General features: G+C 63.0%; 1 protein-coding gene. It reads left to right on the forward strand.

Going from position 1 to position 243, the window contains the following annotated elements:
* A partial coding sequence (locus SB717_RS38845; protein WP_410908589.1) for a condensation domain-containing protein occupies nucleotides 1-243 on the forward strand: 243 nt, incomplete at both ends.

A 243-nucleotide genomic window follows, 5' to 3' on the forward strand; every position in this document is an offset into this window, starting at 1 on the left:
GCCAGCGTTGCCCAAGTCGGTGCATGCGAAGCGCAGGCCGACCAGGGGCCGCTCAGCGGCGAGCAGGAGCTGCTACCTGTACACCAGCTGTTCTTTGCCCAGGCGATTCCGGCACGTCACCACTGGAACCAGTCGGTACTGCTTGAGCCACGGCAGCCCTTGAGCGCCGCAAGCCTGGAACAGGCGCTGCAAACTATGGTCGATCACCATGACGTCTTACGCCTGAGTTTTGCAGCCGCCGAT

This window comes from Priestia sp. SIMBA_032 (genome assembly GCF_046535215.1).
Lineage (GTDB): Bacteria > Bacillota > Bacilli > Bacillales > Bacillaceae_H > Priestia > Priestia aryabhattai.